This window comes from Bacillus sp. T3 (genome assembly GCF_033449965.1).
Lineage (GTDB): Bacteria > Bacillota > Bacilli > Bacillales > Cytobacillaceae > Bacillus_BU.
On the sequence record NZ_CP137761.1, the window covers coordinates 3,368,831 to 3,392,947 of the forward strand.

Here is a 24,117-nt window from a genome sequence, read left to right on the forward strand (position 1 = left end):
CTCCAACACAGCCTTACATTTAATAGTTCACCTGGTTATTGACGCATGCCGGTAGTGGCTTCCGCTCTAATCCTGCCAATATATTTTCTACTGTTAATTCAGCCATTTTCGTACGTGTCTCAATCGTTGCACTTCCAATATGCGGTGTGATTAATACATTCGGTAATGACAATAATGGGTGATCATGGTTAATTGGTTCAGGGTCTGTAACATCTAATGCCGCATAGGCAATTTCTTGATGTATCAACGCATTGTATAAAGCTTTTGTATCTACGACAGGACCTCGAGATGCATTAATGAAATAAGCGGAAGATTTCATTTTCTTAAATTGTTCTTCCCCAAAAAGATGCCTGCTACTTGGTGAAAGTGGGACTAGCACGACGAGGAAATCTGATTCTGTTAATAGTTCACTAAAATCAACATAATTGGCACTAAGCTCATTATGGTCCTGACGAATTTTACGATTATGGTAGATGACATTCATCCCAAATGCATTGGCTCTTCGGGCTACAGCCGCCCCAATACTACCCATCCCCACAATCCCTAACGTTTTCCCATACAAATCAACACCATAGGGAATATTTTTTCGACCGACCCATTTTCCTTCTTTAACAAAATTCCAGCCTTCATGAATACGTCTGGCAGAAGTAAGAACTAAACCAAAAGTTAAATCAGCGGTTGCCTCAACCAATACGCCCAGAGTGTTACCGAATGGAATCGATCTTTTTGTACAAAAATCAATGTCAATGTTATCATAGCCAACAGAGGCTTGAGCCACCACGCGCAGATGAGGTGCTCGTGACAAAAGCTCTTCATCCACCTTTATATCGCCTCTACTAAATAATCCTTCAGCAGTTTGAATCCAATCATATAGTAATTCTTGTGGTATTCGTTCCGGCTTATCCCAAATTACTAAATCACATTTTTGTTCTAAGCTTTCACGTGCAGATGGAAACAAATCTCCTATCACAACTACTTTATGCTTAGCCATTATTGATCCCCTTACATCATTTTATTTTTTTAATTAGCTGTGTTAAATTTGTCTGTTGATTTCCGCTACAGGTGCTCCCTTTCCGCGGGGAGTCCGTGAGCCTCCTCGGCGCCTTAGCGCCTGTGGGGTCTCACGTGACACCTTCTCCCGCAGGAGTCTCGCACCTTCCGCTCCAATCAACAGTTTACTCAAAAATTAACATCGTTCTTTAACACAGCCTTTTTATTTTACAAATCCCTGATATACGGAAAAAAAGCCACCGTAAAGTGACTATTTTTTATAAAATAATTTCAATTTGGTATTAGTGACAGTTCTTTAGCAACATACAAAGCAAGATCAACCACTCTGCTTGAGTAGCCCCACTCATTATCGTACCAAGCCAAAATTTTCACTTTATTAGAGCCCATTACCATCGTTGAAAGTCCGTCAATCACAGCAGAATACTCACTTGTTACAAAATCAGCTGATACTAAGGGATCCATCGTAAAGCCAAGAATCCAGGTTAACGGGCCATTCGCTGCTTCATTAAGAACACTGTTCACTTCATCTACTGTAACATCCTTTTTTAAGTCCACCACTAAATCAACAAGAGAGACATTTGGAGTCGGAACACGCAGAGACATTCCATGCAGTTTTCCTTTTAGCTGTGGTAAAACTAGTGCTAATGCCTTAGCTGCACCTGTGGTTGTTGGAATGATCGACTGTCCACAAGCCCGTGCTCTCCGTAAATCTGAATGTGGGTTATCAAGATTCTTTTGGTCATTTGTATAGGAATGAATCGTAGTCATTAAGCCATTTTCTATTCCAAACTTTTCGTCTAATACTTTTGCAACTGGCGCAAGACAATTGGTTGTACATGATGCATTCGAGATAATTTCATGGTGCTCAAGATTAAGCATAGCATGATTTACTCCCATAACTATCGTTACATCTTCATTTTTTCCAGGTGCTGTTAAAATAACTTTCTTCGCACCAGATTGAAGATGTAAGCCTGCTTTTTCGCGGGAAGTAAATTTGCCTGTTGACTCAATTACAATATCTATGTTCATATCTTTCCATGGAAGTTGCTCTGGATTCCGGTTGTTAAGCAACTTTACTGTTTTACCATTTACAAGCAGTTCGTTTTCTAACGCAATGACATCCCCCTTGAATGGACCATGAACTGAATCATATTTTATTAAATGGGCCAATGTCGAAGCCGGATAGCTTGCGTTTATGGCAGCTACCTCAAGTTTATCATCCATAATTGCTTTTCGAAAAACCATTCTTCCTATTCTTCCAAAACCGTTAATTGCAATTCTTGCCACCATTTGATTTCCCCTTCCCCTATTTGAGTCCAGTTAAATAACATTAATGCAAGGATGATTGTCTTTTGAATGGAACGAATTTTGTAAATTAATCTTAAAAAGCATTCAAAATTCGTTTTTTCTTAGACAAATCGAATGCGATGAAAACCTTTTCATATTAACGCAACCGCATACATCCTTATTGTATATTTGTCAAACAAATAAATCATTGTTCAATTTAATAATAAATTTTTAATATTTTTGTGCAAAAATAGTGTTTCACCGTTAAATTCCATTAAATTTGCAACATTGTTAATTGGCGGGGCTATATTCAATAAATACCACAGGTTCCAACAGTTTCTTAACCAGCGGTCTCTCACGATCTAATGAAAAACAAATAACCGTACGAGTGAAAAACTCACTGTACGGTTAATATGTAATAGGTAAAAATTAGGGCACAACTAGCAAAACTGCCAGTTGTACCTTTTTGCACGCAAATTCCCGATTGTCTGTTTAAGTATCTGCCCCAATATTGCAATACGTCAAGATGTATCTCCATTTCAAGTAAAATTGATTTGCTCAACATTTCGAGGATACGAGATTTGAAGTAAACCATCATTCATTTGAATATGCATGTGTTGTGCATATGTTGCTTCTGGAAGATTGATTATTCGCTCGAATTCTCCATATATTCTTTCCCTTTTGATTTCATTTTCAAGTTGTAAAATAGGATAAATTGTTCCTTTAACTTTTAATTGTGTATTTGAGATTAAGTTTAGTGAAAGATTTTCACGATTAACACCCAGGTATTTCGAGAATAATAAAATTAAAGTATTCATTTTGATATATATCATATTTTGGACGGAAATGACTTTCTCTTACCATTTCATCAGGATATTTTTCTTCGAGTACTCGAGTCCAAAAATCTGTTTTTTTGTATTCATTTGTTATGTGTAACCATTTTCTCATTTTTTCAATGTCCATCATCCTGCTCCTTTATATTTGGTTAGCAATAGGCATTGAAGGATTCGCTATTTGATCCTGATCACTTATATCTGGATCCACATTACCAGAATTTAAAATTGCAGTTGGCGGAGAAAAATCACCTAATGAAATATTAGCTCCAATAAATTTACTATTGGCGGTATGACTGTTATGCACAGTTGGTCCGATATCAATATTTCCGTTTTGATTTGCTCCATTTACCTTTAGATTTAAAATATTGATTTGATATGGCATTTAAAGAAACTCCTTTTAACTAAAGTGGTGGTATCGGCGGGGCTGGCGGTATTGGTGTACTAACGTAAGCATTATCAGCATTTCCGATTGAAGTTTGGTCGTTTACATCTGGATCATTCAATAAATTTTCCATGATTGCCTCTGTAGGTGATGTATCACCATAGGATGAATTCATTCCTTGGGATTTGTTATAGGCAGTTGGACTATTGTATGATGCTTCGCCTATTGTGATGGAGCCATTACCAGAAATACTATTGATTTTTAAATAATGTAAATTGATTACAACTGAAGGCATTTGTATCACCTTTCTATCCCTTAACGTATCTAATCTTAACCTCACTTTATGCTAAAAAGTGCCTATATGTTCCTTTAATGTCTAGAATTCAGGAATTGTTTATGATCTTCTGAATACCCCCATATTTGCAGCGACCGTCATTTTCAACATCTTAGGAAAAATATTTGTCATCAATATGTACACAGTTGCAGGGATAAGTACAATCGACTTCGATAACCGTCAGGTGGTTACCGAAAAAATTATTTCATTAATGAAAAATAGCTCAACTATGGGTGAGCTATTTTTCAAAGGCTGGCCTGAAATTTAGGTTTTATTAATCTACAATATTACCAATAATAAGGGTAACCAGGATATCCATAACCATAGTCATAATACGGGTACCCATATCCATAGCCATATCCATATGGTCCCAACAATGCACTACCTAATAATCCTCCTGCCAATCCTCCTAAAAATGGATTAAATCCAAAACCGAAGCCAAATGGTCTTCCGAAACCAAATGGTCTCCCAAATCCAAATGGTCTCCCAAATCCAAACGGTCTTCCAAATCCAAATGGTCTTCCGAAGCCAAATGGTCTTCCGAAGCCAAATGGTCTTCCGAAGCCAAATGGTCTTCTGCCAAAAATTCTTTCCTCATTCTCATGCGCTTGAACTGGCTCAAGTTCACTGTACATACATTAATTCCTCCCAAATAGATAAATTAAATTCATAAATTAACAATCTGTAATCCTAAAATATTGGAATCAATTTTTTTAGTCATATTTCAGATATTAGTTGACTTGTCACATTAATACGTTATGTCTTACCTCTTGTAAATTTAACGTCTACAGACACCATTTCTATTTTTCCTCCTCATGTATTTTCACACATAGTGTATGTGTCCATATCCTAAACCGGATAGATATTTGCCTATTTTTCCATTTTTTGTTTTTTTGTTTTCATTGCATTTAAATGAATGTCATCATAAATAAGAAGATATCCCATCATTAAAGATGGTTTCTTCATTCCATAGCTTTTCAAAATAGTTTCTAAATTGAACAAAGAAGCTATGCTTTCCCCTTCTGCAGAGCTTCTTTGTTCAATTCCTGTATACACAAACGACTATTGTTTATCAGTTTCCTATTTTCCAACTAGTTGATCGTACAAATCCTCCAACGGTTTGGAAATAATTTTATTTAATTCCATCAATAGCATATTTATATGGTAATCAGCCTCCAAAAACTGTTTAATCCTTACATGTTGTTGGGCAACTGCCTCCATATTTTTTAATGTTTCAACTTCTTGCTGTCTTATTTCCTGACCCATCATTTGTTTTTGCTGTAGTTGATAATTTAATTTGTTCATTTGGTTCAATATTTGCTTTACCTGCGGGTCAGAATTTAATTCATTGCAAAGTGTTTGAAATCTTTGATATTCATTGCTTGCACGAAAAATCTTTACAAAATAATGAGCTGCTTCAAATAAACTTTCGGACATATCTATAACTCCTCCCTGCCTTCATTTAACTGCCTTTAGTCCCCTTCTATTTTTATCCAATTGTTTCAGGAATAGTGTATGAAGCAGTTAAAAAAAGAGCAAGTATTTAAACATCGAGTATTGGGTCCAAAAATATTTACAGGTTAAATGTAGCAAACAACAAATCAGCATAAAAAAGAGGCTGGAGCACACAGCACCAGCCTCATTAAAAGAATGTAGTTGAACATGGTTCGTTACCAAGAAACATCGTTGTTATTTGTGGTAAAAACTAAAGATAAATCATCGTATTTATTAATCAGCATGTTGATTCGTGTATCAGAACTCATTAGCGGAGAATTTCCCTCTATTGTAGATAGAGACAGCATATTAAGCAAAATAAGCGGAGAAATTCAGGCTGTTGAGAAAGTGGTTTTATGCAACCCAACCTGCCTGTTCCAGGAAGAACAGATTCGGTCTAGATTTATGAAATTAGTAAAAAAGGCAAAATTCCCCATCTGAGATTGCTTGGCAAGGTGCCTAGCAATCTTCTTAAGGTTCTGTGCCACTGCCGTCATGAGTGCTTGTTCCTGGGTTTTCTCTTTTCCAGAACCGGCAACGGCGAAGCCCATGGAGTGTTTTAGCATCCGCGAAGCTTCGCTCTATAGTTTGGCAACGTAATTGGTATATGTCATTCCCTATCTGACTTTGGCGATTTTGGACTACCCTTTCCTTGTACGTTTCCCATATATGGCGTTGAATAATCCTTTGCTTATTCGCACTTGAGGTACATTGTTTTAGGAATGGGCATTCCTTGCATACATCCGAATCTGACCGGTACTCTTTATACCCCAGACGGTTTGTGGTGCCATAGTTTAATGTTTTGCCCGCTGGGCAAATATAAACATCGAGTTCAGTGTCGTAAGTGAATTGGGATTTAGAAAATTTGCCATCTGTGTTTGGTGCTTTACGCTCTGCAATAACAGGGAAAAGGTTCATATCCAGTGTCTTTTTACAAATGTATGCCGTGAAGTAACCCGAGTCCAAAGCTAATGCTTCTAAGGTCTTTGTAAAACCAAATCTTTCAATCTGACTTTTCAGTCTTTCCAAATAAACGGTTGCGTCGTTGACGTTACCAGGGGTCACGAATACATCTGTAATAATGTTAAATTTGTGATCAACCGTACAATGATCCAAAAAGAAAAAACCTTCTGGCTTTCCCTTACGGTTCATAAATCCACATTCAGGATCCGTGGTACTTTTTTTCAGTTTCTTTTTTGTTGTAACCTCTCCGGCTGGAGGTAAGGGCTTTTTTCCGTGTGCTTCACGATCCTCGTTCACTGCCTTTTCGAGTTCTACCAAATACTCGTGCGGTTGGTCTGTCACCACCTGCATGGTATAAGCATTCTTATTAGCATTTGCCTGAATATGGGTGGAGTCGGAAATGAGGAGACGCCCAGCCACCATATGATGATGAATCGCTAAATGTACTACTTCATCAAAAATATCCTGAAAGGCGGTTGTACCTTTAAACCGGTTATTTCGATTCCAACTGATCGTTGAATGATCAGGCACAGAATCTGAAAAACTCAATCCTAAAAACCATCTATATGCAGCATTAGGAATGATTTCTTGCTCTATCTGTCTTTCAGAGCGGATGCCATAAAGATATCCAATTAGCATCATTTTGAACAGAACAACCGGATCAAGCGAAGGCCTTCCTTTGGTTTCACTGTAAAAAGGACGCACCTTTTCTCTGATGAAGGAAAAGTCTACGTGTTCATTAATTAACCGAAGGAGGTGGTTCTCGGGAATCAATAATTCTATATCTACAAGTTCAAGTTGGCTTGTTTTAGATTGATTTGAATTCGTACGATTTAGCAAGATAGTCACGCCTTCCAGGTTTTTTCTATATCTAAATTATACCACATTAACGCGTTAATTCGGTGAAAAACGTGACTTTCTCAACAGCCTGAGAAATTCCCTTTAACTGCTCTAAATAAGACAAAATTCAAAGATTTGGTTCATATAGACGGAAAAACTCCTCTTATTCTTAAGGAAATATGGGTATTTTCCAAAATAAGTGGAATTTTTCAGTTTATTTTTCAAACACAGTTAAATTAATATTCAGTTATAAAAGGGCCTATTTTTTTAATACAGATTTGATAGCCGTTTCAATTTCGTTATAGCTGGTGCAGCGACAAATATTTGATTCAAGCCACTCTTTGATAGTCGCATCATCACCATCCGTTTTCTTTTGGATAAGGGAATGACAATTCATAATAAACCCAGGTGTACAGTAGCCGCATTGAAATGCAAAATGTTTAACGAACGCCTGCTGAATCGGGGTATTTTTTAAGCCTTCAATCGTTGTAATTTGCTTTCCCGCCCCTTCTACTGCAAGCATTAAACAAGATTTCATCGGTCTGCCGTCGACATTAATCGTACATGCGCCACAATCTCCATTAAGACACCCAGGCTTTGACCCTGTTAATCCGAGTTTCTCCCGAATTGTGTACAAAAGTGTGTCACCTGATCGAACGGTCACCGTTTGCACTTCATCATTTATGTTTAAAGAAATACTATGAAGTTTCAACCAATCACTACCTTCCCCTATTATCCAATGCCCCTAACACATCCAAAAGGAGATTTTGGAGAACAAACATCCTGTATTCGGATGATCCTTCAATATCATTAAGAATTGGGCCGGGCATGTCGGTGGCTAAAGCACTTTGGATACGCTCCTCTACGGAAATTTCATGGTTATTTAGCGTATCCTCCATTTTTTTTGAACGAAATGGGAACGGGCAAAGACCGCTGATAGCCACCCGTATCTCTCCATCCACTTTTAAAGCGGCGATCGTTATTAACGGGTAACCTGTTTCCCATTGCTGCCGCCGTTTGATGCTGATAAAAGGGGCATGGATAAATCGAGTATGAGTGGCCACCTGAATCAGTATCTCACCTTTTTCCAATTGGAGGCGCTCGTGGAAGATTTCATTAATCTGTTTTACCTTTATACCATCCAGGACCAATAATCACCATTTGACTATTTGCCAATAATAAGGGGAGAACGGCCTCCCGGTAGAAAATTTGCCCGCAAACATTACCACCTAGGGTGATTTTTTCACGGGCAGTATGGTCCGCAATTTCACTCGAGGTTTTTATCAACAATGGAAATAAATTAGCTTCTTCAATTTCCGTCAGGGTTAAATTTGCGCCTAATACTAGATACCCCTGTTCAACCTTCATTACTTTTCCTTCTGAAATGTCTTTTAAATCAATTGCTGCTTCTGTATAAACTTGGTTCAACCTTCCAAGGGTGATTAATTCTGTTGCACCAGAGATATACATTGGAATTTTCCCGTTCTGGTCAGAATGTTGAAAACGCGTTACGGCTTCCCTCAGCGTTTTCGGGCGGTAATACTCAAACTCAAAGGGCAACATTATACTTTCCCTACCTTTGTCTTCCAAATTAGCTCAGGAGTTAACGGAAGGTGATGAAGTGAAATATTCGCCGCTAGAGACAGAGCGTTTCCTAACGCACCAGGCATTCCGAGGAGACCCAGTTCACCAACCCCGCGCGCCCCGTAGGCTGCCTGCAAGTCAGGAGTATAGACAAAATCAACAAGATATTCAGGGTTTTCTCCATAACGGATTGGTCGATAGGTTCGCAGTTGCGCGTTAAGGACTCTGCCAAGATCATCATAGTAAAAGGTTTCTCTCCCCGCAAAGGATAACCCCATACTCATCGCTCCCATCACCTGTCCCAATGCAGCTTTTTTATTTAACACAGTCCCAATATCAACAACACAAGCCGCTTTGATTAATCGATAGGTTAAGTCACGTCGATCAAATTCCACTTCCACACCATAAGCAGCTACCGTCCATTCTGGTCCAGGTTTTCCCTCCCCTGTCTCGGGATCCAGGTGGGTAAGATGACGAAGAATAAAATTTCCCCTTCCGATAATTTGACCGCCAATCGCATTGCCATTCGGATATTGGTAGCCATAACAAATATCTTTAAAATCAACACCTGTTCTCGGATCGTCCCTTAAAAATACCCTGCTGTGTGCCGCTTCCAAATCTTCAGTTGGAGCCCTGAGAACGATAGAGGCAATATTTTTTAATTGGGCAATGACGTCTTCTGCAGCCTCTAATAGCGCCCTACCTGCCATATAGACTCCCCTACTTGCGACAGTCTTCCAATGCTCTGGTGTAGTTTGAGTATCGACAACCATCCGAACATAGATTTTGTCCACATCCATTTTCAACTTTTCAGCAAGTATTTGAGCAAGAACTGTTTTCGTCCCAGTGCCAATCTCTACAACACCTGACATTACATTTATGCTTCCATCACGGTTAAATGTCAGAATCACACCAGAAGGGGCATTTGAATCAATCGTTGATGTTTTCCAGCTGCAACTGATTCCTTTTACCCTGACAAGCCGCTTACTAATCTCCTTAACTTGCCCCTCCTCCCACCGTATTAATTTTTGCAATTTCTTAATACATTCCTGCAAATTACCCACGTTACTTTGGTTAAGTGGTACTCTTGTGGGAGTCGAATCGCCTGTTTTAATTGCATTTCGAAAGCGCAATTCCAATGGGTCCAAATCCAGTTTCTTTGCCAATAAATCCAGGTTTCGCTCTACAGCAAATGAGAGTTCGGAATGACTAAAACCGCGAAATGGAGCTGCGTAAGTATGATTGGTATACATACAGTAAGAATCACACCAGACATTGTCAACCCTATATGGGCCCGTGCAATCCACTGCTCCTGCTCGCGTCAGGTCAATCGCTTTATCAGAATATGCTCCACCATCCCACAAATACTGAATCTCCATTGCTTTAATCATTCCATGTTGATCTGCACCGATTTTGATTTTTGCGTCCAAGCCTATATGACAAGGGGACATGATGATATCCTGCTCCCGACTATTGAATACCTCAACTGGCAGTCCCCCGACAGCCTTTGAGCTTAAATATGCCAGGATTTCCAGTTGGACGGAAGCCTTCCCCCGTAAGCACCACCAACGAGCGGCGTTTCAACTACAATTTTTCCGATATCTTCATTAAAATATTGCGCAATTAATTGCTTCACCATAAAAGGGGACTGTGAAGATGTCACTATTTTAATAGATCCATCCGCTGTAATTTCAGCGGTGGAACTTCTCGTTTCCATTGCAACATGATCTGATGGTGCTAACGAATATTTGGCCTCCACAGTAGTGAAGCTCTCCCGCCAGCCTTTTTCCATATCACCTTTGCGTATTTTTACATGATGTGCAATATTTGTTTCTGGAACCGGATAGACATCTTTTTCCCTGTTATAATCACCTAAGCGCTCATGAACTAAAGGAGAGTTGTTTTGAAAAGCCTGTGTCGGGGTATGTATCACTGGTAGTAATTCATACTGAATCTTAATCAAGCCAACCGCTAGATCTCCTTGGAAGGGTGTATCTGCAACCACAAGCACAACAGCTTCTCCATGATACCTTACCTTACTGACTGCTAATGGAGGGCGGTCTTGCATTGATTCACCGGTTAATGGCAAATTTTCTCCTGTTAGGATGGCTCGGACCCCTGTTACTTGCATTGCATCTTTCGTATCAATACTGACGATTCGGGCGTGCGCATAAGGACTGATTACCAACCTTCCGTACAATTTTTTCGGTATGTGGTAATCATGAGTGTATTGTGCCTGCCCCGTCACTTTGTCCTGTGCCTCTTTACGAACAACACTTTTCCCGATAACCTCCATATCCACCCCCTGCAATCTTTATTATTTCGATAATTGGCATAATTCTCTAACCCCAAGCTCATCTCTATGTATATTCAGGACTTTTATAATAATTGAGTTTAAAATTTATTAAGAAGCTCTTAAATCACGCTTCTAAATAATGAATCTATATTGAAGTAGATTTTTCTGGAACTAAAACTATTTTTTTAATAGTTGAATTATTAGGTGTTGGCAACAGAATTTCTTGGTAAAATAAATACAACCTGTTTACTAATGAAAGGAATGAAGACTTTTGACTAATATCGTAATTTGTGGCAGCTCAGGTAAAATGGGAAAAGTGATTCATAATATCATTTCTACCAGAGATGATTGTAAAGTTGTGGCGGGAATTGACAAGTATACAGAAGGTTCCACTAGTTTTCCAGTGGTGTCGACTCCAAAACAGCTCTCTTCTCTTTCCGTTGAACCGGATGTGATTATTGATTTTTCTCACCCATCCGTTCTTGATGAATTACTTGATTATTGCCTCACCAACAGAGTGGCTCTCGTCATTGCGACAACTGGATATAACCAGGAAGAAGTTCAGAAGATCCATACAGCTTCAAAAGAAATTCCCCTATTCTTCACGGCAAATATGTCGATTGGGGTAAATTTGATTGCTGAACTAGCTAAAAAAGCGGTTTCTGTACTAGGTGATCAGTTTGATATCGAAATCGTCGAAAAACACCATAACCAAAAGATCGATGCACCTTCAGGTACAGCACTTATGCTAGCTGACGCGATAAACGAGGAATTAGATCCTCCATATTCTTATACATACGACCGACAAAGCGTTCGTGAAAAAAGAACAAAGAAAGAAATCGGTCTTCACGCTATTCGCGGGGGCACAATTGTGGGGGATCACGATATTATCTTTGCTGGCCGAGATGAAATCATCACGCTTTCCCATCATGCAGCCTCTAAAGAAGTATTTGCTGTTGGAGCAGTTAACGCAGCCGTGTTCTTAAAAGGAAAAGAAGCTGGATTATATAATATGAAAAATTTAATATAATTTTAAAATTATTGACCATAAAGTTAAAAGAGCCTAAATACGCAAGTACCCCATAGGAACTTGCATATTCTAGGCTCTTTCTACGATATTAAAACACATGGTGTTGTCTTTAGTTTCCAATTCACATACAGAATGAACCAGTTTTTTGGGCTAACCGCCTCCTTTAATTATCGGAAATGAATAAATTAGTTTACTCTCCGCCCCTGCGTCTGCCAATATTGATCGCGCAGGTTTCGTTTTAAGATTTTTCCAGGCGCCGCTTTTTGGAAGCTCGGTAACAAATTCAACAGATTTTGGCACCTTGTAGTTAGCCAGCTTTTGCTTTACATAAACGATGATTTCTTCCTCTGTCATACTGTTTTCATTTTTCAAAGCAACTACAGCCTTAATCGCTTCGCCCCACTTTTCATCTGGAACACCTATGACCGCACACTCCAGTACCTCCAGGAATTTGACTGATGGTCTGTTCCACTTCAACTGAGTAAACATTCTCTCCACCAGTAATGATCATATCCTTGGCTCTATCAACAACATAAAAATAGTTATTTTTGTCACGATAGCCCAAGTCACCAGGTGTAATACCAGCCATCGCGGAGGGCATTGGCGGTTTCTTCAGGTAAATTCCAATAGCCCTTCATAATATTTGGTCCCTTTGCCACGAATTGCCCGACTTCACCAATTGCCGTTTCCCTGCCATCAGGAGCAACAACCTTCATTTCGATTCCAGAACCGGACGACCTGCTGCTGCCAGTCGATTAATTTTTTTTTCGCTTCCATCTAGGTTATGGTCTTGTTCATGAAGGAGAGTTAGAATTGGAGCCGCTTCCGTCATACCGTAGGCTTGCCAAAATTGAACATTCTCCAGCTTGTCTAAGCCCTTCTGCAGAACACTGACCGACATTGGCGATGCTCCGTAAATAATCGTCCGCAACGAATTGACGTATGGTTTATCAAATTCCGGCATGTTCAAGAGCAAATTAATCATCGTTGGCACAAGCAACGATGAAGTTACCTTCGCCTCCTTAATGACCTCCAGCACCCCATTAGGTGTAAATGAGCGGACAAAGGTATGGGTCGCACCTAACATTGTAATGGAGAATGTTGCCGCTCCGTCTGCTAAATGGAACATTGGAGCAGCATGAAGATATACATCATTTTCCTTGAGGACGCTGTAAAATAAAATACTATGGTAGGCGTTCATCACAATGTTCTTGTGAGTGAGCATGACCCCCTTTGAGCGTCCAGGTCGTCCCACCCGTGTAATACAGTCCGGCAACGTCATCATCACTTATTCCCTCAATTGATAATGGCTGCTCAGGTTGCTGCTTCAACAATTCCTCATATAGAAGGGTATGGCTTTGAACATTCGGAATTAAAGGATCGTCTTCATCCGAAGTAAGAATGACATGGCGCAGCCCATTCACCTGTTGTTTAATCTCTGATAAAATCCCTAAAAATTCCGGATGAATATATAAAACTTCAACCCCAGCATCATTTAATATAAACGAAATCTCTTCGGCACTTAATCTAGTATTGATTGGGACGATAATCCCTCCAAGTGCTGTTGTCCCATACATAATTTCTAAATAACGAAATTCATTTAAAAGAAGGGCAGCAACCCGATCCCCTTTTTTAACACCAAGCTGAGAGAGTGAATGCTTAATCTTGGCAGTTCTTGCGGCGAATTGAGAATACGTAAATCGTTTGTCTCCATCAATCATTGCAACTTTTTCCGGAAAAGTTCTTGCTGCATGAAGAAGCCCCTTCGAAATTAACATATAATCTCTCCCTTATTTGTTAATAAAATGAAAATCGCATCAATACAACAACACAATATTTATTAGGAATAATAGGAAAATAAACTTGATGGTCACGACCTAACAATTAGGTGTACATCCCACCATTAATATTAAGCACCTGCCCATTTACATAATTCGATAATGGCGAGGCGAGATAAAAGATTCCTTCAGCGGCTTCTCTCATCGTTCCGGCCCGCTTTTGCGGAATTGATTGCTCGAACATCTTTCTGACCTTTTTCCGGAATTCCGACTGCCACCCCATCAACCGATTCTCCTTTTTCCTTGGACTGAGTTAAGCGCGTGTCAATCATCCCAAAAGCAACGGCATTACAATTCACATTGAATCCAGCCCATTCCTTCGCAACCGTTTTCGTGAGACCGATTAATCCTGCCTTTGCTGAAGCATAATTGGCTTGTCCTACATTCCCCATCACCCCGGCAACAGATGATACATTCACGATCTTTCGATAATGGACCCTGCCTACCTCGATATCCTGCTTACCAGCATCTCGAAGGTACGGTGCCGCTTCGCGAATCAATCGGAACGGAGCAACGAGGTGAATGTCGAGCATCTTCTGAAATTGCTCATCGGACATTTTATGAATTAAACTATCCCACGTATATCCAGCATTGTTGACTAAAATGTCTAGCTTTCCAAAAGCCGCAATCGTTTCATCGATCAGCCTTTTTGAAAAATGAACCTCCGTAACATCCCCGACAACGGAAATCGCTTCCCCACCTTTTGCCGTAATGGCTTGTAAAGTTTCCTCAGCAACATGATGATCCTTATCGGAAATGACCACCTTTGCTCCATGCTCGACCATGATTTCAGCTAATGTCCGGCCGACACCTCGACCGGATCCTGTAATAATCGCAACTTGATTTTCCAGTAATTTCATTAGATTCCCTCCATTCCGTTTATTCGTTATCATCCTTTACCACTTCAAAAATTCCTGATAACTTCACTTGCTCATCGCTTTTTACAACCAATTCACCTAACATCCTTGTTTCGCCAGCACATTCTATTTCCTCCGTAATTTGGCCTGTGATGGTTAGCTTTTCGCCAGGGTGAGTCATATGAACAAATCGAACCTTAAAATCTCGTAAATTTTGACGTGGAAACCATTGTGTCAGTGCTTGCCCAGCAAATCCCATCACCAGCATTCCGTGCGAAATCACGTCATCCAGTCCCGCTTTTTTAGCAATGGGAACAACGGTATGAATCGGATTAAAGTCACCCGACGCTCCAGCATAACGAACTAATTGGCTATGTGTAATCGGTGGTTTTTCCAATGGTTGAAGTCTTTTCATCATTTCGCTCCTTTTTAAAAGAATGATAGATTACTGTCTTTCTATTACGACTGACCTGGAAATCAAGACTAATTCATCATGCTGATTTTTGTACTTCGTTTCAATTGTAAATAGATTCATTTTTCGCTTTTCAATGGCCTCTGTGACCTTGCTGCTGCAATGAATCGTATCGCCCGCATAAATATCGCCTACATACGTATACTGCATTTCACCATGAAGTACTTTAAGGGGATTGATTTCAAGCGCCTCGATTAGTTGCTCAAAATCAGGACCCGCCCACATGTCGATTACGGTTGCAAACGTTGGGGGAATCGGAACATCGCGAAACCCGGCGCTTTTGGCAGCCTCAACACAGTAATAAATGCTGTTATCGTCGCCAATCGCTTGGACGAATTCCTTGATTTTTCCTCGTTCAACTGTGTAACAGTATGTCTCAAATTCGAGACCAATTTTATCGGAAACGTTCTTTAGCATTTTTTTCACTCCTAAACGACAAATATGGTAGGAAAATTTTTTATCCCAGTAGTAAAAATCAATAGATAGAAGTTTCTTTTTATGAAGCTGCAACTAAGATTGATTTTCTAAAGACCTATTTAATCTTTTTGGTAAACTGTCACAACACATGCTCCACCTAAGCCCAGGTTGTGCTGTAAGGCAGTCCTAGCACCTTCTACTTGTCGATCTCCTGCTTCACCGCGTAAATGCCAAACGAGCTCAGTTGACTGTGCCAAACCAGTTGCCCCAAGTGGATGACCCTTGGACATTAAGCCTCCAGGATGGATTGATAACAAACCTACCGCCATAAGTGTTGTCACCATCATTGATGAATTTCTCCGCTTCTCCTTTGCCACATAGGCCCAAGCCCTCGTAGGTAATGACCTCATTCGGAGTAAAGCAATCATGAAGTTCGATGACATCGATGGCTTCAGGTCCAAAGCCGGCCATTTCATAAGCTTGCTTGGCGGCCGTTGAAGTCATACCGCTGCCAACTAAATGCATGTAATCCTCATGGCTATCAGGTTTATCTGTTGCCATTGCTTGGGCAATGATTTTCACCGAACGATTGATGTTGTGTTTTTTCGAAAATTGTTCGCTACACACAATAACAGCTGCAGCCCCACAGGTTGGTGGACAGGCCATAAACCGTGTTAGACCTGGATAGACGGTAGGGGCATTCATGACTTCAGCCAAATCCATTCCCTTTGTAAATAAAGAATACGGATTATGAATGGCATGCTGCCGTGATTTCACAGCAACTTTCCCATAAATGTCAGGATTGGCACCTGATTTTTCTAGATATTCTAACCCAGCTGCTCCAAACACCTTCAATGCAAACGGACCATCTGGCATTTCGGGATTCAACTGGTGAAACCGGTCATTCATCCATTGGAATGGCGAGGTACGATCAGCCCAATTTTCCCCTAATGCCCCCGGCTTCATTTCCTCAAACCCAAACGCTAATACACAATCAACTGCCCCTGATTCCACTGCCTGTCTTGCTAAAAATAAAGCAGTTGAGCCGGACGAGCAGTTATTGTTGACATTGATAATCGGAATTCCTGTCATTCCCACCTTATAAAGTGCGGTTTGCCCACAAGTGCTGTCCCCGTAAACATAGCTAGCATAGGCTTGCTCAACATCTGAGTACGAAATTCCCGCATCCTTCAGCGCACCATTGATGGCTTTTGCAGCCATGATTTCGTAAGGCTCATTCTTGCCAGGTTTTTCAAATTTGACCATACTAACACCAATGATATTTGCGTGCTTTGGCATTGTCATTCCCCCTAGTGAAACGATTTTTTCTATTGAATGAATCTCCTCATACCATCACTAAACAATTTTTTAGCACAATATTAACTCTATGAAGCTTTTCCAGAAACTATCACTAGAAATCTACTTACTTAGTACATCCTTGCTGATGATTTCTTTCATGATCTCGGATGTACCCCCATAGATTCGCTGCACTCTTGCATCTGTATAAAATCGAGAAATGGGGTACTCCTCCATATAACCGTAGCCGCCAAACAACTGTAGGCAGCCATCAACTACCCGACCTTGCGCTTCAGTAGTCGACAATTTTGCTACACTCGCATCGGCTGCACTCAAACGATTATCCGCCAATAACGCCATGCAATGATTCGTAAATACACGATTAACCTTTGTTTCGGTTACCATTTCGGCAATTTTGTGACGAATAACCTGGAACTGGTTCAGTGATTTACCGAAAGCTGTACGCTCCTGCAAATAGTTAATTGTGATTTCTAATGCACCTTCCATTGCTCCGCACGCTCCTACTGCGAGAATCGTCCGTTCCCTAGGTAACTCTTTCATTAACGTAATAAACCCGCTATCAACTTCACCAATGATTTGGCTTGCTGGAACGACCACACTATCGAAAAATAGCTCTGACGTATCAGCTGAATGGAGCCCGATTTTATTCAAATTTTTCCCCTTAATGAACCCCTCACTTCCAGCTTCCACAATAAACAACGATGTTCCTTTCGAAGCCGAAACATCTAAATTTGTCCTTGCTGCCACAACCGCGAAGTCCAAGTGTTGGCCATTGGTAATAAAGGTCTTCGAGCCATTGATCACATACTCACCGGTTGTTAGATTTTTGATTGCCGTCGTTTTGATTCCCTGCAAGTCACTACCTGCACCCGGCTCGGTCATCGCAATAGCACCCACCCATTCTCCCGAAGCCATTTTCGGTAAATATCGCTGCTTGTGGGCCTCGTTCCCAGAGTTGAGAATATAATGTGCTACAATATTGGAATGAACAGAGATATTTGTCGCAACAGAATTAAATCCAAGCCGGCAGAACACATCGACAATACAGGCTGAAAATGGTAATGAGACTCCCAGTCCGCCATATTGCTCGGGAATATCAACACATAGGAAGCCGGCTTCACCAAGCTTTTTCCACAGCCATTTTGGAAGGATCCCATCCTTCTCCCATTTTGAGTAATAGGGTTCAATTTCCTTTTTGGCGAAGGCTTCAATCGTTTTTTTAAACAATGTAATCTCTTCTTCAATCGCTAGTAGACTATAATTCAATGCCGTTACCCTCCTTTTGATCCTCTACTTATATACAATGCAAATCCCGTGCCATCTATAAAAAGAAAGCAGTTTACAGAAAAATATGTTAAGGTTAGTTTACGAAATATTGTAAATTGTCAGAAAAATATACACTCAATTGTTAACGCTTACAAACTTTCTTAACCACAATATATTTAAAAGGAAGTGAATCGATTTGCTCGTATCTGAAGCGATGACAACAACATTTAGATGCTGTACAAAAAATCAAACATTACGGGATGTGCTTCCGATGTTTACACAAACAACTTCAAATATCCTTCCTGTTGTCGATGATTCGAATAAATTAATTGGGATTATCACGAAAAATAAAATCTTTAACATATTAACTACACAGCCTTCCTTTGACACAACAATCGAAGCATACTTTAACCCGAATTCTATCTATATTTTTCCAGATGACGAAATTGTTGAAACGCGACGCCTGTTATTAAAACATAATATTGGACATGCCCCGGTTGTTGATAACGATTTGAAGCCGGTCGGCTTGATTTCTACTCAACAATTACTGAGCGCCTACAATATTTACTTACGCAAGTTTGAATCTACCAAAGCTTGGGAACAAAAGCTTCGCTCCGTGATTGAGATGGCCTATGATGCCATTATTCTTGTAAACAACAAAGCGGAAATCACGATGGTTAATAGAGGCTTTACTGACCTATTTGACATGACAAGTGATGAAATCCTAAATAAATCTTGTAAAAAACTATTTCCATATCTTGATATTGAACAGGTTGTCAAAAGTGGCGTGAGCATTCGGAATACTCCGCAGCTTATCAAAGGCCAGCAATCACTCATTTCTATTTTTCCTATAAAGGAAAACGGGGAGACAATTGGCGCAATCTGCAAGGTTACGTATCGCGGTCTCACCCACCTCCATGAGGCATTGAACAAAGTAAAAAAGCTTGAAAAACAGTTATCCGATTATCAACATCAATTTAATGAGATGAAGGGAACAAAATATACTCTCTTTGATATCGCCGGTGAATCGGAGGCGATTCGAAAAGTAAAACAAGAAGCGACCTTAGCATCACGGAGTATGTCCACTGTGTTAATCGTTGGCGAAAGCGGAACAGGAAAAGAGCTCTTCGCCCAAGGGATTCATGCCGCCTCCGGGCAATCGGGGCCGTTCATTCAAGTCAATTGCGCTGCCATCCCGGCTGAATTGCTAGAATCGGAGTTTTTCGGATATAGTGAAGGGGCTTTTACTGGGGCAAAAAAGGGTGGAATGAAGGGGAAGTTTGAGCTCGCCCAAAATGGAACCATTTTTCTCGATGAAATTGGCGAAATGCCGCTTCAGCTTCAAGTTAAGCTCCTACGAGTACTACAGGAACGAGAATTTCAGCCAATTGGAAGTGCCAAAACCATTCATCTAAACTCTAAAATCATTGCAGCGACGAACAAAAACATCGAACAAATGGTGAAGGAAGGCAAATTTCGCGAGGACCTTTACTACCGTTTGAATATTATTCGCTTGAATATTCCCCCGTTGCGGAAGCGGATAGAGGATCTGCCTGAAATTATTCAAGCCATCATTGACCGCCTGAAACAGAACGGTTTCTATATAAGAGGAGTAACCCACTCTGCGTTCGCGAAGCTGATGAGGCATTCATGGCCAGGAAACGTCCGGGAATTACAAAACATTCTCGAACGAGCAGCAAATTTAAAAACAGGAGACTACATTGAGGCTCACGACATTCCAAATATCACTAGCAGTACCGAAGACAACAACTCAACACCCGAAGCACCTCCAGCTGAACCCAGAATACAATCTTATAAAGAAAGATTATATTCTAACGAAAAAGAAATGATTATCTCTGCCCTAGCTGAAGCTAAAGGCAACAAAACGAAGGCCAGTCAAATACTTGGTATTAGTCGCCCATGGCTTTATGCGAAAATGAAGAAATATCAACTATGAACCTTATTTTGGAACAATGATTGTTATTATGCTTGAATATTAATGTGTAAGATAGAATGAAAATGCCCAAAGCCAATCATTAAAGGCTTTGGGCTTTCTTATTACACTTCTTCCTAGACTACAAATTTACCACATATGATATGCTTGTTTTTTTATCCGCCTACAATGGTGCCTCCATTAACATGAATGGTCTGCCCGCTTACATAGCTAGAATCCTCCGAGGCCAAATAAACATAGGCTGGTGCCAGCTCAAACGGTTGTCCTGCTCTTCCCATTGGCGTATCCGATCCAAACGTGGCGACCTGGTCGGCTGTAAATGTGGAGGGAATCAGTGGGGTCCATATCGGTCCTGGTGCAACGGCATTTACTCGGATTCCTTGGGTGGCAAGTGACAATGCCAATGAACGAGTAAAAGAAACGATGGCTCCCTTTGTCGCAGAATAGTCAATGAGTTGCTTATTTCCATGGTAGGCTGTAATCGAAGCCGTATTAATTATGGAAGCTCCTTTTTTTAAATGAGGTAATGCCATTTTGGCCATGTAGAAAAATGAAAAAATATTCGTCCTGAATGTTTTCTCCAGCTGTGCAGAAGTAATATCTATAAGGCTTTTTTGCGGATGCTGCTCAGCCGCATTATTAACAAGGATATTCAAGCTCCTGAATTCTGACAGGATTTTTTGCACGGTATCTTTACAAAAATCTTCATTGCCGATATCACCGGCATACAGCAGGCATTTGCGTCCTTCCGCTTCAACAAGCTGTTGTGTTTCACTAGCATCTTCATGTTCGTTTAAGTAGACAATGGCAACATCTGCCCCTTCTTTAGCAAAAAGAAGCGCAACGGCCTTCCCAATTCCACTGTCTCCACCTGTGATTATCGCCTTTTTGCCAGCCAATTTTCCACTAGCTTTGTATGTAGGGCTAAGTGATGTTGGACGGGGATTCATTTCCGTTTCGATTCCGGGCTGCGTGTTTTGATGCTGAGGGGGAAAAGTTGGCTTCTTTTGATTTTGATTGCTACTCATATTAATACCTCCAAGTGATCATTTCACCTGTTAGTTTTTGGAGAATTGGCTGAAATTATTTAATCTGTGCGTTTTTACTCATATATTCTTCCCTTATTGAACTTTCGCCCGACAATTAAATATCAATGAAACTTTAAACTTGCAAGTGTTAGAACAATTAAATTTTGATTTCTAAATTAACCCATACTTTATAAAACTATTAAAAATACCACCTTCATCATGTGTTTCAGTAATATCGTCAGCTACTTTCTTAACTGCTTCTTTTGCATTACCCATAGCAATACCGTGTTGGACAAATTCAAGCATTTCTATATCATTTAATCCGTCACCGTATGCAAAAGTATCTTCTTTGTTTATTTTTAAATGCTGTAGCAACTTTTCAATAGCAGTTGCTTTGTGAATACCAGGAATGGATAACTCTCCACTATTCTTACCGAAAAATGATACAGTACTAGGTATGACAGTAAATTTTGATTCGAATTCTTTTTTAATCATCTCGAACGGCAAGTCTGAATCTAAAAAGGATATCTTATTAATATCTTCTCTAATTAAATACTCACCCTCAATGATGAGATCATGAAATGGCTGAATTCCTTTTTCAATTTCTTCTTTCGCTTCAGGTTTTTCCATTAACAACTTTTCTATTATGTCTCGGATATGCTTTTTACAGTTTCCTCCTGCAAATAATCCTCCATTTGATTCTAAATAAAAATCAATTCCATGACTGTTAAAAAACTCTACCAAGTGTTGAACGTCCTGTATTTTAACACATTCATGGAACAATACTTCTTTTTCCAACTCGATATAGCCGCCAGCAGCACCGATAATACCATCAAACCCAACGTCCAGGATTTCAGGGAATAGTTCTGATTTCGATCTACCCGTACATAAAAAAGCAAGGTGACCATTTTTCCTAGCATTTCGAATAGCAAGTTTAGCCGATTCTGGAACGACACCATGATCATTAACCAGTGTACCATCCACATCGATGAAGATAATTTTTTGCATGTTTACACCTTCTAATATTATTTTTATTAAGTTCCTACTATAGTAATTATTTTTTATACAAAAAACACGAATACCTATAAACACAAAAACCTAAATTGCCCTTCAAATCCATGAAGATACAATTTAGGTTTCGTCTGCAACCTTAATATCGAGTTGGAGCTACGTCATTCACATTAACATGAGAATGTTCTTACCTTTTTATCATTGGCAATTCGCAACGATATTTAACCAACATTTTCTGTAGATACTAGACTTTTGTCTAAATTTTTTGCAATTTCGTCTTTTACTTCAATCCCTGCAGCTTCTAATTCTGCAATTTTTTCAGCAAATTGAGGTAAATACTTTTTGTGTGCAATTAATAGTTCATCTAATACACGTTTTGCTTTTTCTCCGCTTGGGATTAATGGATTTATGATAAAGGCTTGTAATGCTAATCCGTAATCACCAGTAACTGCTGCTTCCTCTACACATAATTCCATATTTTTCATGACTTGTAGCCAGCCTCTTTCTGCCAGTTGAAGAGAACCAAACGCAATTGGTCTTGCCCCTGCAGAACCAATATAAGCAGAAACTTCCACTACATCGTCTGGAGCCAAATCTGGAACAGCTCCGTTATTCTTTGTTGATACAACGATGTGTGTATTTTTATTTGCATAGATAGATGCGATGGTTTCACATGCAGCATCAGAATAATGAGCGCCGCCGCGTTTAGATAATTGTTCAGGTTTATGATTTAGGTTAGGATCTTTGTAAAGTTCAAAAAGCTCCGCTTCTGTCTGTTTAACTTGTTGTGCTCTTGTTCCTACATTCGGGTCATTGTACTCTTCAATTAAATGATCTAACATTTCGTCATAACGGTAATAGTAACGATGATATCCGCAAGGGATTACGTTCATTTGTTTCAATTGCTCTTTAAAAAATGGCATATCATGAATATTTGTAGGGATACCAGAATCTCCATCATATAATTTGTCAATGATTTCAGAAGTGATATCATTTCCTTGTAAATCTTGGACTCGGTGCCAGTGAAAATGATTTAAGCCAGCAAAAGAATAGATTAACTCATCAATGTTTTTCCCGATTAATTCCGGTTCAGCTACCATTGCATTAACTGGAACATTGCACAAGCCAATAACCTTATCCCATTTACCATAGCGAACGACTGCGTCTGTAACCATTCCACTAGGGTTCGTGAAGTTGATAAGCCAAGCATTCGGGCATAATTCTTTCATATCCTCAACGATGCCTAAAATAACAGGAATCGTTCTGAAGGCTTTGAAAATACCACCTGCCCCATTTGTTTCTTGTCCTACCATTCCATATGATAAAGGAATTCTTTCATCTTTAATTCTAGCATCCAGTAGTCCTACTCTAAATTGTGTCGTTACAAAGTCAGCATCTTTCAACGCTTCACGGCGATCTAGTGTTAAATGGACTTTTACATCATATGGAGAAGCATCCCACATTCTTTGGGCCATCTCACCAACAATTTCAAGTTTTTCTTTCCCAGCTTCAATATCAACAAGCCACATTTCTCTAATTGGCAATTCATCATATCTTTTAATAAAACCTTCCATTAACTCAGGAGTGTAGCTGCTGCCTCCACCAATGGTTACAATTTTTACGCCTTTTGACATTGTAGATTTCCTCCTCTAATTCTTTACCTATTTTTTATCGTACTATAAAGGGAGTGTTTCTCTTTTCGCAAAAATATTTACAAAATAATTTATAAAATCGTAAATTAATTTAAGAATGAGGGAAAGTAATAAAGATTAGATTTTTACTTCCTTCCTTCTTACTTGTAGTATAAAAACAAGGTAGAATATAATCAATACATTAGAGGGAAACTCATTGTTCATTTACATTTTCATTTACAAAAACAAACCAAATTTGTAAATACGAT

At 39.6% G+C, this 24,117-nt stretch carries 25 protein-coding genes and 4 pseudogenes; 3 read left to right on the forward strand and 26 right to left on the reverse strand.

Annotation, left to right across the window (positions count from 1 at the left end; translation table 11 throughout):
• Nucleotides 1-19: 19 nt before the first annotated feature.
• The 8 genes and pseudogenes from RGF10_RS17255 to RGF10_RS17290 all read right to left on the reverse strand — a co-directional run bounded on the left by RGF10_RS17255 (nucleotide 20) and on the right by RGF10_RS17290 (nucleotide 5,287).
• Complete coding sequence (locus tag RGF10_RS17255) at nucleotides 20-991, reverse strand: 2-hydroxyacid dehydrogenase (protein WP_318504065.1); 972 nt, start codon at nucleotides 989-991, stop codon at nucleotides 20-22.
• Nucleotides 992-1,281: 290 nt separating this feature from the next.
• Entirely contained in the window at nucleotides 1,282-2,301 is a 1,020-nt protein-coding gene (locus RGF10_RS17260; RefSeq protein ID WP_318504067.1) for a glyceraldehyde-3-phosphate dehydrogenase, read from the reverse strand.
• Nucleotides 2,302-2,837: 536 nt separating this feature from the next.
• Nucleotides 2,838-3,261, reverse strand: a pseudogene (locus tag RGF10_RS17265) (Hsp20/alpha crystallin family protein).
• Between the two features lie 12 nt (nucleotides 3,262-3,273).
• A complete protein-coding gene (locus RGF10_RS17270) occupies nucleotides 3,274-3,516 on the reverse strand; it encodes a spore germination protein (RefSeq protein WP_318504069.1) in 243 nt (80 codons plus the stop codon).
• Between the two features lie 19 nt (nucleotides 3,517-3,535).
• Nucleotides 3,536-3,811 (reverse strand): spore germination protein, encoded by a 276-nt coding sequence (locus RGF10_RS17275; protein ID WP_318504071.1) that lies wholly within the window; start codon nucleotides 3,809-3,811, stop codon nucleotides 3,536-3,538.
• Between the two features lie 326 nt (nucleotides 3,812-4,137).
• Entirely contained in the window at nucleotides 4,138-4,485 is a 348-nt protein-coding gene (locus RGF10_RS17280; protein ID WP_318504073.1) for a hypothetical protein, read from the reverse strand.
• 235 nt (nucleotides 4,486-4,720) lie between these two features.
• Complete coding sequence (locus RGF10_RS17285) at nucleotides 4,721-4,906, reverse strand: hypothetical protein (RefSeq protein WP_318504075.1); 186 nt, start codon at nucleotides 4,904-4,906, stop codon at nucleotides 4,721-4,723.
• Nucleotides 4,907-4,930: 24 nt separating this feature from the next.
• Nucleotides 4,931-5,287 (reverse strand): YlbF family regulator, encoded by a 357-nt coding sequence (locus tag RGF10_RS17290; RefSeq protein ID WP_318504077.1) that lies wholly within the window; start codon nucleotides 5,285-5,287, stop codon nucleotides 4,931-4,933.
• A gap of 225 nt (nucleotides 5,288-5,512) precedes the next feature.
• On the opposite strand from RGF10_RS17290, the gene RGF10_RS17295 reads away from it, so the two are divergent.
• The gene (locus RGF10_RS17295; protein ID WP_318509684.1) at nucleotides 5,513-5,785 is read left to right on the forward strand and encodes a hypothetical protein; all 273 of its coding nucleotides are present in this window, start codon (nucleotides 5,513-5,515) and stop codon (nucleotides 5,783-5,785) included.
• 2 nt (nucleotides 5,786-5,787) lie between these two features.
• Here the strand turns inward: RGF10_RS17295 and RGF10_RS17300 are convergent.
• The 4 genes and pseudogenes from RGF10_RS17300 to RGF10_RS17315 form a co-directional block, all read right to left on the reverse strand.
• A pseudogene (locus tag RGF10_RS17300) lies at nucleotides 5,788-7,147 on the reverse strand (IS1182 family transposase); the annotation flags it as partial.
• Nucleotides 7,148-7,406: 259 nt separating this feature from the next.
• Nucleotides 7,407-7,859, reverse strand: a complete 453-nt coding sequence (locus tag RGF10_RS17305; RefSeq protein ID WP_318504079.1) for a (2Fe-2S)-binding protein — start codon at nucleotides 7,857-7,859, stop codon at nucleotides 7,407-7,409.
• 7 nt (nucleotides 7,860-7,866) lie between these two features.
• A pseudogene (locus RGF10_RS17310) lies at nucleotides 7,867-8,710 on the reverse strand (FAD binding domain-containing protein).
• A pseudogene (locus RGF10_RS17315) lies at nucleotides 8,710-11,027 on the reverse strand (xanthine dehydrogenase family protein molybdopterin-binding subunit). The pseudogenes RGF10_RS17310 and RGF10_RS17315 overlap by 1 nt, the downstream one beginning before the upstream one ends.
• 271 nt (nucleotides 11,028-11,298) lie before the next feature.
• Between RGF10_RS17315 and dapB the strand changes: the two are divergent.
• On the forward strand, nucleotides 11,299-12,057 hold the full coding sequence (dapB, locus tag RGF10_RS17320; RefSeq protein ID WP_318504081.1) for a 4-hydroxy-tetrahydrodipicolinate reductase: 759 nt from the start codon (nucleotides 11,299-11,301) through the stop codon (nucleotides 12,055-12,057).
• Between the two features lie 150 nt (nucleotides 12,058-12,207).
• On the opposite strand, the gene RGF10_RS17325 is transcribed toward dapB, so the two are convergent.
• From RGF10_RS17325 to RGF10_RS17375, 11 genes are all read right to left on the reverse strand, one after another.
• Nucleotides 12,208-12,546: an AMP-binding enzyme gene (locus RGF10_RS17325; RefSeq protein ID WP_318504083.1), complete on the reverse strand. Its 339-nt coding sequence runs from the start codon at nucleotides 12,544-12,546 to the stop codon at nucleotides 12,208-12,210.
• 77 nt (nucleotides 12,547-12,623) lie between these two features.
• Complete coding sequence (locus RGF10_RS17330; protein WP_318504085.1) at nucleotides 12,624-12,773, reverse strand: AMP-binding protein; 150 nt, start codon at nucleotides 12,771-12,773, stop codon at nucleotides 12,624-12,626.
• Nucleotides 12,770-13,258 (reverse strand): AMP-binding protein, encoded by a 489-nt coding sequence (locus tag RGF10_RS17335; RefSeq protein ID WP_318504088.1) that lies wholly within the window; start codon nucleotides 13,256-13,258, stop codon nucleotides 12,770-12,772. Before RGF10_RS17335 ends, RGF10_RS17330 begins: the two co-directional genes overlap by 4 nt.
• Entirely contained in the window at nucleotides 13,242-13,835 is a 594-nt protein-coding gene (locus RGF10_RS17340) for an AMP-binding protein (protein WP_318504090.1), read from the reverse strand. The genes RGF10_RS17335 and RGF10_RS17340 overlap by 17 nt, the downstream gene beginning before the upstream one ends.
• Nucleotides 13,836-13,941: 106 nt before the next feature.
• Nucleotides 13,942-14,040, reverse strand: coding sequence for a hypothetical protein (locus RGF10_RS17345; RefSeq protein WP_318504091.1), 99 nt, complete (start codon nucleotides 14,038-14,040; stop codon nucleotides 13,942-13,944).
• On the reverse strand, nucleotides 14,024-14,755 hold the full coding sequence (locus RGF10_RS17350) for an SDR family NAD(P)-dependent oxidoreductase (RefSeq protein ID WP_318504092.1): 732 nt from the start codon (nucleotides 14,753-14,755) through the stop codon (nucleotides 14,024-14,026). The genes RGF10_RS17345 and RGF10_RS17350 overlap by 17 nt, the downstream gene beginning before the upstream one ends.
• Nucleotides 14,756-14,774: 19 nt before the next feature.
• Nucleotides 14,775-15,170, reverse strand: a complete 396-nt coding sequence (locus RGF10_RS17355; protein WP_318504093.1) for a MaoC/PaaZ C-terminal domain-containing protein — start codon at nucleotides 15,168-15,170, stop codon at nucleotides 14,775-14,777.
• Between the two features lie 27 nt (nucleotides 15,171-15,197).
• Entirely contained in the window at nucleotides 15,198-15,641 is a 444-nt protein-coding gene (locus tag RGF10_RS17360; RefSeq protein ID WP_318504095.1) for a MaoC family dehydratase N-terminal domain-containing protein, read from the reverse strand.
• Nucleotides 15,642-15,760: 119 nt separating this feature from the next.
• Complete coding sequence (locus RGF10_RS17365; protein ID WP_318504097.1) at nucleotides 15,761-15,898, reverse strand: thiolase C-terminal domain-containing protein; 138 nt, start codon at nucleotides 15,896-15,898, stop codon at nucleotides 15,761-15,763.
• Entirely contained in the window at nucleotides 15,882-16,940 is a 1,059-nt protein-coding gene (locus RGF10_RS17370; protein WP_318504099.1) for a thiolase C-terminal domain-containing protein, read from the reverse strand. Before RGF10_RS17370 ends, RGF10_RS17365 begins: the two co-directional genes overlap by 17 nt.
• Nucleotides 16,941-17,060: 120 nt before the next feature.
• Complete coding sequence (locus tag RGF10_RS17375) at nucleotides 17,061-18,224, reverse strand: acyl-CoA dehydrogenase family protein (RefSeq protein WP_318504101.1); 1,164 nt, start codon at nucleotides 18,222-18,224, stop codon at nucleotides 17,061-17,063.
• A gap of 196 nt (nucleotides 18,225-18,420) precedes the next feature.
• Between RGF10_RS17375 and RGF10_RS17380 the strand changes: the two genes are divergently transcribed.
• Entirely contained in the window at nucleotides 18,421-20,181 is a 1,761-nt protein-coding gene (locus RGF10_RS17380) for a sigma 54-interacting transcriptional regulator (protein ID WP_318504103.1), read from the forward strand.
• 152 nt (nucleotides 20,182-20,333) lie between these two features.
• On the opposite strand, the gene RGF10_RS17385 is transcribed toward RGF10_RS17380, so the two are convergent.
• The 3 genes from RGF10_RS17385 to RGF10_RS17395 form a co-directional block, all read right to left on the reverse strand.
• Nucleotides 20,334-21,206 carry an SDR family oxidoreductase gene (locus RGF10_RS17385; RefSeq protein ID WP_318504105.1) on the reverse strand — a complete coding sequence of 291 codons (873 nt, stop codon included), beginning with the start codon at nucleotides 21,204-21,206 and terminating at the stop codon, nucleotides 20,334-20,336.
• 171 nt (nucleotides 21,207-21,377) lie between these two features.
• Nucleotides 21,378-22,214 (reverse strand): Cof-type HAD-IIB family hydrolase, encoded by an 837-nt coding sequence (locus RGF10_RS17390; RefSeq protein WP_318504107.1) that lies wholly within the window; start codon nucleotides 22,212-22,214, stop codon nucleotides 21,378-21,380.
• A 224-nt stretch (nucleotides 22,215-22,438) separates the two neighbouring features.
• Entirely contained in the window at nucleotides 22,439-23,851 is a 1,413-nt protein-coding gene (locus tag RGF10_RS17395) for a 6-phospho-beta-glucosidase (RefSeq protein WP_318504109.1), read from the reverse strand.
• Between the last annotated feature and the right edge of the window lie 266 nt (nucleotides 23,852-24,117).

What these genes read in the sequence shown, in the direction of transcription:
- RGF10_RS17255 (WP_318504065.1), bottom strand. Translation starts at nt 991, where the DNA reads ATGGCTAAGCATAAAGTAGTTGTGATAGGAGATTTGTTTCCATCTGCA.
- RGF10_RS17260 (WP_318504067.1), bottom strand. Translation starts at nt 2,301, where the DNA reads ATGGTGGCAAGAATTGCAATTAACGGTTTTGGAAGAATAGGAAGAATG.
- RGF10_RS17270 (WP_318504069.1), bottom strand. Translation starts at nt 3,516, where the DNA reads ATGCCATATCAAATCAATATTTTAAATCTAAAGGTAAATGGAGCAAAT.
- RGF10_RS17275 (WP_318504071.1), bottom strand. Translation starts at nt 3,811, where the DNA reads ATGCCTTCAGTTGTAATCAATTTACATTATTTAAAAATCAATAGTATT.
- RGF10_RS17280 (WP_318504073.1), bottom strand. Translation starts at nt 4,485, where the DNA reads ATGTACAGTGAACTTGAGCCAGTTCAAGCGCATGAGAATGAGGAAAGA.
- RGF10_RS17290 (WP_318504077.1), bottom strand. Translation starts at nt 5,287, where the DNA reads ATGTCCGAAAGTTTATTTGAAGCAGCTCATTATTTTGTAAAGATTTTT.
- RGF10_RS17295 (WP_318509684.1), top strand. Translation starts at nt 5,513, where the DNA reads ATGGTTCGTTACCAAGAAACATCGTTGTTATTTGTGGTAAAAACTAAA.
- RGF10_RS17325 (WP_318504083.1), bottom strand. Translation starts at nt 12,546, where the DNA reads ATGTTTACTCAGTTGAAGTGGAACAGACCATCAGTCAAATTCCTGGAG.
- RGF10_RS17330 (WP_318504085.1), bottom strand. Translation starts at nt 12,773, where the DNA reads ATGAAGGTTGTTGCTCCTGATGGCAGGGAAACGGCAATTGGTGAAGTC.
- RGF10_RS17335 (WP_318504088.1), bottom strand. Translation starts at nt 13,258, where the DNA reads ATGAACGCCTACCATAGTATTTTATTTTACAGCGTCCTCAAGGAAAAT.
- RGF10_RS17340 (WP_318504090.1), bottom strand. Translation starts at nt 13,835, where the DNA reads ATGTTAATTTCGAAGGGGCTTCTTCATGCAGCAAGAACTTTTCCGGAA.
- RGF10_RS17345 (WP_318504091.1), bottom strand. Translation starts at nt 14,040, where the DNA reads ATGAGAGAAGCCGCTGAAGGAATCTTTTATCTCGCCTCGCCATTATCG.
- RGF10_RS17350 (WP_318504092.1), bottom strand. Translation starts at nt 14,755, where the DNA reads ATGAAATTACTGGAAAATCAAGTTGCGATTATTACAGGATCCGGTCGA.
- RGF10_RS17355 (WP_318504093.1), bottom strand. Translation starts at nt 15,170, where the DNA reads ATGATGAAAAGACTTCAACCATTGGAAAAACCACCGATTACACATAGC.
- RGF10_RS17360 (WP_318504095.1), bottom strand. Translation starts at nt 15,641, where the DNA reads ATGCTAAAGAACGTTTCCGATAAAATTGGTCTCGAATTTGAGACATAC.
- RGF10_RS17370 (WP_318504099.1), bottom strand. Translation starts at nt 16,940, where the DNA reads ATGCCAAAGCACGCAAATATCATTGGTGTTAGTATGGTCAAATTTGAA.
- RGF10_RS17385 (WP_318504105.1), bottom strand. Translation starts at nt 21,206, where the DNA reads ATGAGTAGCAATCAAAATCAAAAGAAGCCAACTTTTCCCCCTCAGCAT.
- RGF10_RS17390 (WP_318504107.1), bottom strand. Translation starts at nt 22,214, where the DNA reads ATGCAAAAAATTATCTTCATCGATGTGGATGGTACACTGGTTAATGAT.
- RGF10_RS17395 (WP_318504109.1), bottom strand. Translation starts at nt 23,851, where the DNA reads ATGTCAAAAGGCGTAAAAATTGTAACCATTGGTGGAGGCAGCAGCTAC.